Origin of the sequence: Thalassobacterium sedimentorum (assembly GCF_031127905.1) — a bacterium.
GTDB lineage: Bacteria > Verrucomicrobiota > Verrucomicrobiia > Opitutales > Coraliomargaritaceae > Thalassobacterium > Thalassobacterium sedimentorum.
On sequence record NZ_JARXIC010000061.1, the window covers coordinates 1 to 7678 of the forward strand.

At 48.6% G+C, this 7678-nt stretch carries 11 protein-coding genes; 6 read left to right on the top strand and 5 right to left on the bottom strand.

The window, feature by feature from the left end:
• The first annotated feature begins 205 nt into the window (after positions 1–205).
• Positions 206–400 carry a GIY-YIG nuclease family protein gene (locus tag QEH59_RS18905; RefSeq protein ID WP_345785360.1) on the top strand — a complete coding sequence of 65 codons (195 nt, stop codon included), beginning with the start codon at positions 206–208 and terminating at the stop codon, positions 398–400.
• Positions 401–664: 264 nt separating this feature from the next.
• On the opposite strand, the gene QEH59_RS17775 is transcribed toward QEH59_RS18905, so the two are convergent.
• From QEH59_RS17775 to QEH59_RS17790, 4 genes are all read right to left on the bottom strand, one after another.
• A complete protein-coding gene (locus QEH59_RS17775) occupies positions 665–889 on the bottom strand; it encodes a DUF433 domain-containing protein (protein WP_345785361.1) in 225 nt (74 codons plus the stop codon).
• A 295-nt stretch (positions 890–1184) separates the two neighbouring features.
• Positions 1185–2396, bottom strand: a complete 1212-nt coding sequence (locus QEH59_RS17780) for a type II toxin-antitoxin system HipA family toxin (RefSeq protein ID WP_308986733.1) — start codon at positions 2394–2396, stop codon at positions 1185–1187.
• Positions 2389–2616: a helix-turn-helix domain-containing protein gene (locus QEH59_RS17785; protein WP_308986734.1), complete on the bottom strand. Its 228-nt coding sequence runs from the start codon at positions 2614–2616 to the stop codon at positions 2389–2391. Before QEH59_RS17785 ends, QEH59_RS17780 begins: the two co-directional genes overlap by 8 nt.
• Positions 2617–2985: 369 nt before the next feature.
• Positions 2986–3621, bottom strand: coding sequence for a 7-cyano-7-deazaguanine/7-aminomethyl-7-deazaguanine transporter (locus tag QEH59_RS17790; RefSeq protein WP_308986735.1), 636 nt, complete (start codon positions 3619–3621; stop codon positions 2986–2988).
• A gap of 488 nt (positions 3622–4109) precedes the next feature.
• Between QEH59_RS17790 and QEH59_RS17795 the strand changes: the two genes are divergently transcribed.
• Together QEH59_RS17795 and QEH59_RS17800 are read left to right on the top strand one after the other, a co-directional pair.
• On the top strand, positions 4110–4745 hold the full coding sequence (locus tag QEH59_RS17795; protein WP_308986736.1) for a SatD family protein: 636 nt from the start codon (positions 4110–4112) through the stop codon (positions 4743–4745).
• Between the two features lie 69 nt (positions 4746–4814).
• Positions 4815–5225: a hypothetical protein gene (locus QEH59_RS17800; RefSeq protein ID WP_308986737.1), complete on the top strand. Its 411-nt coding sequence runs from the start codon at positions 4815–4817 to the stop codon at positions 5223–5225.
• A 69-nt stretch (positions 5226–5294) separates the two neighbouring features.
• On the opposite strand, the gene QEH59_RS17805 is transcribed toward QEH59_RS17800, so the two are convergent.
• Positions 5295–5609 carry a helix-turn-helix domain-containing protein gene (locus tag QEH59_RS17805; protein ID WP_308986738.1) on the bottom strand — a complete coding sequence of 105 codons (315 nt, stop codon included), beginning with the start codon at positions 5607–5609 and terminating at the stop codon, positions 5295–5297.
• Positions 5610–5994: 385 nt separating this feature from the next.
• On the opposite strand from QEH59_RS17805, the gene QEH59_RS17810 reads away from it, so the two are divergent.
• From QEH59_RS17810 to QEH59_RS17820, 3 genes are read left to right on the top strand one after another with little or no spacing between them, the layout of a single operon-like run.
• Positions 5995–6438 carry a hypothetical protein gene (locus tag QEH59_RS17810; RefSeq protein ID WP_308986739.1) on the top strand — a complete coding sequence of 148 codons (444 nt, stop codon included), beginning with the start codon at positions 5995–5997 and terminating at the stop codon, positions 6436–6438.
• Positions 6435–6878, top strand: coding sequence for a helix-turn-helix transcriptional regulator (locus QEH59_RS17815; protein ID WP_308986740.1), 444 nt, complete (start codon positions 6435–6437; stop codon positions 6876–6878). Before QEH59_RS17810 ends, QEH59_RS17815 begins: the two co-directional genes overlap by 4 nt.
• Positions 6859–7308 carry a hypothetical protein gene (locus QEH59_RS17820; protein WP_308986741.1) on the top strand — a complete coding sequence of 150 codons (450 nt, stop codon included), beginning with the start codon at positions 6859–6861 and terminating at the stop codon, positions 7306–7308. The genes QEH59_RS17815 and QEH59_RS17820 overlap by 20 nt, the downstream gene beginning before the upstream one ends.
• The last annotated feature ends 370 nt before the right edge of the window (positions 7309–7678 follow it).

Sequence of the window (7678 nt, forward strand, 5' to 3'; positions counted from 1 at the left end):
GACTACGGCTTGGCATGCCCGAAAGTGAAGGCTGTCACGCCGGAGTCGCCGAAGGCGCGTAGGCGGACTCGACAACACGGCTATCGTGCGCTCAAAACTACGGCTTGGCATGCCCGAAAGTGAAGGCTGTCACCTCCGCGCTGCGCGACTACGACGTAATGTAATTTACCTGATTCAGAGTATCAAGGATCTGAAGTAACGCTACATCGGCTACACAACAGATCTACAAACACGCATAAAAGCCCACAATGTAGGTCAGTCACCACACACTGCCAAATACAAGCCTTGGAAGTTAGTTGGCTATCATGCCTTCGAGACGATACAACAGGCAAAAGCGTTCGAAGCATATCTTAAGTCCGGTTCGGGACGAGCCTTTGCCAAGCGACATCTCTGGCAATAAGCTTTTGTCGGTCCGTTTTATTTCGCAACCATCTGCACCCCGGCTTCGCCCTTTTGGCTACGCCGTGGCTGGCCCGAGTTGCAACCAAACGACAACCATGGGTCGAACTGGTCTTATTCAATCTCGATCACTGATTCCACATCGGAGAGTTGTTGCATGGCATTTTGAAGGTGCCCACCGAAGATTTCTCGGAGTCGTTGGTTGGTTGTATTTCATTAATCTAGGCGGCAACCCCCGGAGAGATATGCGCATCAACCCAAATTGTCATACGGCAATGACTGCGTGATCCATCCTGTTCCGAGCGTAGGTAACGCAGGCTTTAATGTCATCGAGCTCCAAGTCCGGAAGTTCTTTCAAAACCTCATCGAAGCTGAGGCCATTTGTCAGAAGATCCAAAACATCGACCACACCAATACGCATACCACGCACGCAAGGTCGCCCTCCGCACTTGCCAGATTCAATGGTGATTCGATCAATGTATTCCATAATCCTTAGAATGACGACTTCGTGCGAAATCTCAAGGCTCACTTTAGTTATTGTTTGATACTCAAAAATTCTACCACGATAGAACTTTTAGCCCATACCCGAAGCCATCCAGTTCGCAGAAAATCTCAGTCCCCCGCGACAGGATTCCCTGCAACCAAACCGCAACCGGATTACGCAAAGCATTGGTAATCAGCTGAAGGATCGACTCTCCTATGCTGCACCATTCCGGACGCTCCAGCGACGCTGGAATGGTGAGAATCCCGACAAAGCTTGGATCTACACCAAAGATTTTTTTTTGCTATCTACCCTGCAGTCGTCGCCAACGCTCACTCAGTCGCTCAAAATAGGTCTGTTGACTCGCTTTCGAGAGGCCACTGCTCAAAATTCGCTGCTCCCAGCACACTGCATCGAGTTGATTCAATACACGGTCAATAATACGCGTATTTAACCCGCAAACTTCCTTCGCAAAATAATCGAGTAAGCTACCTCGATCCAAGCCCTCGTGCCGTCCATTAATTGACAAAGCGCTCTCAACGCAATCCTGCCCAAATATCGCGTAATTCATCATCCCATAGGCAGGCGACAATTCGATGAGCCTAGCATTTTGCACGAATGCCCATTTTTTTAAGTGCAAGCCGCTATCGCCGGCCAGCCAGCCAAACAGCACTCGATGAAACAAACGCATTAGCTGAATTTTAGGGCTCGTGCAGTATTGGCGAATCAATTCAGCAAGCACCTCCACCGAACCTTCGTATTTAGCCATCGTTGGCTGGCCCAGCAACTGACAGGCAGATTCCACCCGTATACGCTGGCAATTAGACGCACCCGAGCGGTCGAAGCGTTCTGCCCAAAGAACTGCCCGACCATCCATCGTCTGCACCCGCCCCATAGTAACCACCGGCAGTCCCGCATCCTGTGCCAAAAGTGCAGTCAGTAGCTGATTTTCAACTTGTTCGGCAGACTCTGGAGGCTCCAAAGTCAATCGATAACTGCCATTAGTCGAGACCAATTCAAAAGAAGCTTTCTTGCGCGAATACACCGCACTTGCATTCGCTCCACGACTCGCCAGCGAATACGCAAAGCCCACAGTTGAGTTAAACTCAACAAGCTCACTTTCAACATACGGCAAGGCATTCAGCTGTGGCCGTATCCGCGCCCGACTCAACGATTTCGCTCCCTCAGCCTCACGCCCCAAGGGCAAGGACTTAGAGCGACTTGGTAACGCCGAAATCAGCCCCGGCAGGTCCGCTCCAACTGCAGCCAGCAGCCCCCAATCACTCGTATCGGCCGCTTTTGAAGCTCGCCATTGCGCCTGCTGCAAGCCCTCTGGCAGCAAGCAGCTCAATTCAGCTGGCAGAGCTGACCAATGATACATCGCCCCGTTTACCGGCCAATTCAAAAATACCGGAGGCCCCACATAGCCGTCGGAATAGCAAAAACGGATACCCTCAACATCACGCCGCAGCTCCCCCGCAAGCACTTGCCCCACAAATAAGCGCAGACTATCCATTCAACTGCACCTCTCCCCCCAAGGGACTCTTAGCGCACAATTGGATTCCTAAGGCATCCAGAACTGAGACTAAATTACTCAAGCTCAGATCCTCACGCCCACATTCAATCTTATAGATCACAGATGCGCTCACGCCGCACAAATCCTGCAATTCCAACTGTGTCAATCCTTGCGCTTTGCGCGCTGCGGACACCATTTTTCCAAAACCATCATTTTTCATTTTAATTAAAATGATTAAATCATATTTACTAAGGAGCAATGCAATAAAGAGACTAAGATATGTATAATTCATTTCAAATAAACTGAATCGAAAAGCATCTCCTCAAAAATGCAGAATGTTCAAAAGAAAACTACAAATCAGTTTAATTCAACTGATTTAAATTAATTTATTAAACATAGAGCTCTAACTTACTACATCTATTTCGCGCTATTTGAAAAAAAGCCTCTGGCTAGACGGCTTGAGCCGCGGCGACTCTTTTGACGCAATCGTTCGTGCACCTTCGACACGGATCAGTAGAACCGCAACTTTCATCTTTATCGGCCAGGACAGGAAACTCCGTGTGGCTCATCCGCATCACAGGCGACGCGTTTAAGCCGACGGCTCCAAGCGCTGTTGCAAACCACGCAACACCACCTTGTATGCGGGAAGAAACAGTAGAATATTGATGAGTAATTTAAAGGCGTAATCGACGGCTGCAATTTCCTTCCAGTTAGCAGCCATAAACGCATCACTGGACGCATAGAATGCGATCGCAAAAAATGCAACGGTATCGACCGCATTCCCAAAGACACTCGAGGCCGCCGGAGCCAACCACCACTGCCGACGCTGCCGAAGTCGATTAAAAACCAAGACATCGCACAGTTGTCCGATCGCATAGGCCGCAAAACTCGCCACGGCGATGCGCGCCACAAAAGCATTCCATACAAGTAACTGCCCCGCCCCCTGATACGCCCCGTTCAGGAACAGCACAGAAATGAGGTATGAAAGCAATAAGGCTGGAAACATTGCGATAAAGATCACCTTCCGCGCCAATCCAGCCCCACAGATGCGCACAGTTAAGTCAGTTGTCAGAAAAATTAATGGAAAACTGAATGCACCCCAAGTGGTATGAAAGCCAAAAATTTGTATCGGGAACTGCACCAGGTAATTACTGGCCGCAATAAAGAGGACATGTAAAGCAATGAGTCGCACCAAGCTGTGCGTGGATGGATTTAAGGACTGCATATCTTAGAAAAAGCTGACTCTCTGGCAGCATATTGTAATCACGCCGAGCTTTTTATTTGCTAGGGCTGAGTTGCATTTCCATAAGCTACTCGCGTGAGACTTGCACTGGTTGGCGCGATTTGTCGAAATGACAACTTAGCTTCCTTCAAATTAACTTCACTTACGTGGCACGCCGGCCTCTAAAAAACTACGGGCTTAGATGACACTAAACACCGAGCCAGATCTACCACAACGATCGCAACTCTCTGACATTCATCATTGGATGTTCGATGCCCCCACCACCGTTGGCTTGCTTCCTCAAAATCGGCATTTCGATGAAAAGCATGCGTTTAAACTTTGACCCGTTTTTAGCCTCTCAGGTAAGCAATCGCTCTCTTACGACATACTTCCACGCAAAAAACGAGGAATCATATCGGGTCCAAAAACAATTAAAGAACCAAATAAGTTCCAAATTGATATAAAGAACCAATACGGTTCTAATATATAATATGCCGAAGAAAACGAAAACCTGCATTGCGGTCATTGCTGATCTGATTGATTCGAAACAAATCAAAGACCGCTATGCATTTCAGAAGGATCTGGCAGCGGACTTAGCGAAAGTGGGCGCAGGCAGCTTGGAGTCGCCCTACACCTTAACACTCGGGGATGAGTTTCAGGCGCTCTATGGCAACGCACGGGGCCTACTGTATGACATTCTACAAATACGTGCTTTCATTTATCCGGTTCGTTGTCGCTTTTCAATCGCAATCGGCGAGATCACGACACCGATTAATCCAAATCAAGCGATTGGCATGGATGGCCCAGCCTTTCATTTGGCGCGTAAGAAGATTGAACAGCTCAAAAACAGTGACAATCATTTAAGCATCGCTGGCCTACCTGCAGCATTGAATCAATTGCTGTCCCCTGCCCTGGATTTACTGTGGACCAGCACTGAATCCTGGAATGCGAATCGCTTACAAATCCTCCTCCGAGAACTTGAATCAATGAGTGCACGACAAGGCGAATATCAACTTGAGATTACAGAACGTGCGATCAATAAAAACATACGTGAGGCTCGTTTGAGAGATTGGGTAAAGTTCATCGAATCTTTAGAAGCTCAAATCAGTCAGCTCATACCATCATGAACGAAAGTTAAAAAGTTCGAGTTCGCCAGCACGCAGCATCAGCATGTTCATTGGACTAGGAGTCATCACATGCAGCTTCATTGTCGCTGGAATACTCCCCATGCGCCACACGGGCCGATCAATTTTACGCCCGAAATATACGCATTTGTATTGGCCCTGCTATTATGCCTCAAAGAAAGTAACTTTTTTATTCGTAGGTTTTTCAGGCATTACAAATTGATTGAGAAAGTAGAAGCCGAGAATAATGCGCCAGCGACAGAAAACGGACGTATCATCGGCAATTTGGAGCGCTTATTACTGTTATTTTTCCTATGGGAAGGCGCCGCAGTTGCAGCCACCTTCATCGTGGCCGTGAAAGGTTTAGCACGCTTCAAGAAGATGGAAGAACATCAAGCATTTGCAGAATATGTGATCATAGAAACCTTCCTTTTCGTGTTGATCACCTTAATCATCTATAAGTTTTGCCAGCTCTTATTTTAACTAAACCGATGTAATCGAGATCAGCCCACAAAGGTGATGCGATGCACTGCATATTGAGCCCCCGACTCACTACTTTTGATTATACTCAGCAGCAGCTTCCGCGCATTCCAATACTTGCTCAGGATACTTGGTCGCGACGCGCATCAGAACCTTCGCACTTGGCGGAGGTTGACGACGCCCCTGCTCCCAACCACGCACAGTCCCGACGGGTGTATCAAGTAACTTAGCAAAGGCCTCCTGAGTTAAGCCTAACTGGATACGAGCAGAAGCCACTTCGTTCTCAGGATTCACAATACGCACTTTTGTAGGCGCAAGCTCACCCGCTTCAATCGCCTTCATCTGGCGGATCGAATCTTTCAGTTCGTTAAATAGTTCAGTATCCATAATCGTCAGCTTCTGCAAACTCGTGGGCTAGTTATTCAAAATTGAACGTTAAGCGTTCGATGTTCCCAGCCCACCGCTGGCTTGCTTCGTAAAGATCGGTATTTCGATGAACAGCATTCGAGCAAACTACGTCATTGGCGCAGGAAGTCAAGAACTGAGTCAATGACGCACTTCACAGGTAATAACATGACCTGTTTTCCGTTTCAAGTTCCCCCTTCCAGTTCCAAGGGGAAGCTTTATGAAAAACACTCGACCGTTATCTACAGGCGCGGCAAGCTGGCCTCAAACCATGGATCTACCAACTAAATCGTTAAATGAACAGACGCGCGACATCGGCGCTTCCTGCCTAAACAAAATGGCTCTAGAGCCCGAACTTCACATATAAGTGAAACCAGCAATTGACATAGTATTAAAGACGATCCACGTTGGTGAGTGTCGTCAGGTGGTCACTTTGGGCATCAATGGTAAAGATCTAGCTGAAAAATTCCTACAAAAACTAAACAAAGATGATAGTCGGAAATGGGCTCAAATGACCGCCCGTATCGCATTCGTTTCCAATTTCCCTACTTATGAAAACAGTCAAAACTTCAAGAGCGTTGGCAATGGCATGTATGAATTCAAGCGCCCAGGACTGCGCCTCTATGCGTTTTACGATGAGATCGACGGCGAACGCCAACTGATCCTCTGCACCAACGGTGGCTCAAGAAACACGAAAAAAGAGCAACAAGCCGACATCACTCACGCAAAATCGCTGCGACAACAATACCTCGCGGCAAAGGCATCACTTGATGCCCACTTCACACTCGAAGCACTGGAGGAAGAAGAATGAATATTAAAATTGTAAAAAAGAAAAGCCCGCTGGCTAAATCCTTCTCGAAATCACTCGCAAGCGCCGAAGCGCAGGTCGAACTGCGCAAGCTGGAGATTGTTGAAGAACTCTTACAGTTCATGAAACGTGAAGGCATCAACCGCTCCGAACTCGCCCAGCGCATGGGCGTCGGACCTTCGCGCATCACTGCGATGCTCAATGGCACCAGCAACCTCACCATCGACACCCTAGTGCGTGCAGGTCATGCCGTCGGCGCAGACCTCGCACAAACCTTCGTGCCTCAAGGCTATCAAGGCCATTGGGTTTCTGCACAAAAAGTGCAATCGACTGGCGTAAATTGCATCAAAGTCGAGTTTGCTCCGAAACCGATGCAGCATGCCATCTCTCCTCAGCTGAAACAAAAGCAACCCGCGAAACACGATGCCGAAGACGCAGCTTAAACCCTCCCCCCTGCAGCTCATCTCGCAGGATACGCTCGAAGTTGCCATCAAAGCTTCGAAAGCAGGCGATGCCTTTGGTTCTGGGAACATTGCAGTCGACCGCGAAGTCGAGCAAAGCGCAGAAGATCCAAACCGCTGGACGGTCATGCTAGATGTCACCTTACAAGCCGTCGAAGGCGAAGCCGCCCCACCCTACACCGGACACATCAAACTCCTAGGGTTTTATAAAGTCCACGAAGATTACAGAGGCGACTCCGATCGCCTCATTCGTATCACTGGCGCCTCGATGCTCTACGGCGCCGCCCGCGAAATGGTGTCCTACATCACCGCTCGCAGTCCTAATGGCATGCTGACACTTCCATCGATCTCCTTCTACGAAGAGGCCCCCGCGAAAAAAGCCACAAAGAAGGTAACTAACAAGAAAACGTAATACGCACCTTTCCTATTTTGCAGGCTCACATGGCCCTTTCCGGCTGCATCCAATCACTGTGATTGCAAATATAACCCCATTTTTTGCTCTGTGAGAGGTTAAACTCAGACGCGACACACTGCCTCTCAAACCATGGATTGACTCATTCAATCGATAAGTTTTTCGTTTACACCGTTCGCTAATATTTAGGGTTCGATATGATTCAATCTTTCGCAGACGCCGACACACAAGCGCTTTTCCAGACGGAGAAGAATCGTAGGTTTGCTGCGATCGGTCGCGTTGCCCTGCGGAAGCTCATTCAAATGAACCGAGCCAGAGACCTCGCGGATTTATCGGTGCCGCCAGGAAACCGTCTGGAAGCACTCAAAGG

What these genes read in the sequence shown, in the direction of transcription:
- QEH59_RS17785 (WP_308986734.1), bottom strand. Translation starts at nt 2,616, where the DNA reads ATGAAAAATGATGGTTTTGGAAAAATGGTGTCCGCAGCGCGCAAAGCG.
- QEH59_RS17820 (WP_308986741.1), top strand. Translation starts at nt 6,859, where the DNA reads ATGCCGAAGACGCAGCTTAAACCCTCCCCCCTGCAGCTCATCTCGCAG.
- QEH59_RS17795 (WP_308986736.1), top strand. Translation starts at nt 4,110, where the DNA reads ATGCCGAAGAAAACGAAAACCTGCATTGCGGTCATTGCTGATCTGATT.
- QEH59_RS17780 (WP_308986733.1), bottom strand. Translation starts at nt 2,396, where the DNA reads ATGGATAGTCTGCGCTTATTTGTGGGGCAAGTGCTTGCGGGGGAGCTG.
- QEH59_RS17815 (WP_308986740.1), top strand. Translation starts at nt 6,435, where the DNA reads ATGAATATTAAAATTGTAAAAAAGAAAAGCCCGCTGGCTAAATCCTTC.
- QEH59_RS17805 (WP_308986738.1), bottom strand. Translation starts at nt 5,609, where the DNA reads ATGGATACTGAACTATTTAACGAACTGAAAGATTCGATCCGCCAGATG.
- QEH59_RS17790 (WP_308986735.1), bottom strand. Translation starts at nt 3,621, where the DNA reads ATGCAGTCCTTAAATCCATCCACGCACAGCTTGGTGCGACTCATTGCT.
- QEH59_RS17800 (WP_308986737.1), top strand. Translation starts at nt 4,815, where the DNA reads ATGCAGCTTCATTGTCGCTGGAATACTCCCCATGCGCCACACGGGCCG.